The sequence below is a fragment of the Synechococcus sp. R6-10 genome, assembly GCF_047461815.1.
Classification (GTDB): domain Bacteria; phylum Cyanobacteriota; class Cyanobacteriia; order Thermostichales; family Thermostichaceae; genus Thermostichus.
Map to the genome: position 1 here is coordinate 1 of NZ_JANSHW010000411.1, position 1,441 is coordinate 1,441.

At 59.7% G+C, this 1,441-nt stretch carries 1 protein-coding gene and 1 pseudogene; both read right to left on the reverse strand.

The genetic code is table 11. The annotated features are described in order from the left end of the window. On the reverse strand, nt 1–1,183 hold a 1,183-nt coding region (gene psbC / locus NW837_RS11340; protein ID WP_414331614.1), incomplete at its 3' end, for a photosystem II reaction center protein CP43. A 187-nt stretch (nt 1,184–1,370) separates the two neighbouring features. Beyond that, nucleotides 1,371–1,441, reverse strand: a pseudogene (locus NW837_RS11345) (photosystem II protein D2); the annotation flags it as partial.

Consider the following 1,441-nt stretch of genomic DNA (forward strand, 5'->3'; position numbering starts at 1 on the left):
CACCCACCGAGTTCAGGGATCCCAGCGGCGCATGGGTCATGTACTCCACTGCACGGCGGGCTTGCCAGGGCTGAATGTCGTTTTTCAGCTTATCCAGATCCAACCCATTGGGGCCCAGCAGCGGCTCTTTCCAGGGAGCCCGCACATCCCAGAAGCGCATCGTCTCGCCGCCGAAGATGATCTCGCCCGTGGGGGAGCGCATCAGGTATTTACCCAGACCGGTGGGACCTTGGGCTTGGCCAATGTTGGCCCCCAAGCGCTGGTCGCGCACGATGAAGGTGAGGGCTTGCGCTTGCGAGGCTTCTGGGCCAGTGGGGCCGTAGAACTCGCTGGGGTAGACGGTGTTGTTGAACCAGATGTAGCAGGTGGCAATGAAGCTCATCAGCGAAACCGCCGCCAAGCTGTAGGAGAGATAGGCCTCCCCAGACCAGATAAAGGCGCGGCGAGCCCAACCAAAGGGCTTGGTGAGGATGTGCCAAATCCCACCGGCAATGCAGATGATGCCAATGTAGATGTGGCCGCCGATTACATCCTCCATGTTGTCAACGCTGATGATCCAGCCTTCCCCACCAAAGGGAGATTTGAACAAGTAGCCGAAGATCACGGCGGGGTTCAAGGTGGGGTTGGTGATCACCCGCACATCGCCACCTCCTGGAGCCCAGGTGTCATAGACACCGCCAAACCACATGGCCTTGGCCACCAACAAGAAAGCCCCCAGCCCCAACAGGATCAGGTGGATCCCCAGGATGGTGGTCATCTTGTTCTTGTCTTTCCAGTCGTAGCCGAAGAAGGGGAAAGACTGCTCCAGAGTTTCTGGGCCGCGAATGGCGTGATAAATGCCCCCCAACCCCAGCACGGCGCTGGAGATCAGGTGCAGCACCCCGATGACAAAGTAGGGGTAGGTGTCAATCACCTCGCCGCCCGGGCCAACCCCCCAGCCCAGAGTGGCCACGTGGGGCATCAGGATCAGGCCCTGCTCATACATAGGCCGATCCGGCGTGAAGTGAGCCACCTCAAACAGCAGCATCGCCCCCGCCCAGAAGACGATCAGGCCAGCGTGGGCCACATGGGCGCCCAAAAGCCGACCGGAGAGATTAATCAAGCGGGCATTCCCAGCCCACCAGGCAAATCCGCCTTGGGTGCGATCTTGCACCACTGCAGAACCAAATGTTGTCGAGGTCACAGAGACCAACCTCCAATGATAGTCAGGAACAAGAGACACCAAAAAAAGTTTAGTTAACGCGAGCGCCTGCCGTTGGGCTCCCTGTCCACTGGGATCCGCGGCAGGGGATCCCTTGGGCAAGCGCTCATCCTCACAGAGCAGATCTCTAGGGATCTACCGCAGCTAAAGTCGAGCGAGCTCAGTGGGTTTAGAGCGCATTGCCGCGGGGGAGGACTTCTTCAGGGAACTCAAAGCGCTCATGGGGCTGGTCCTGCGGCG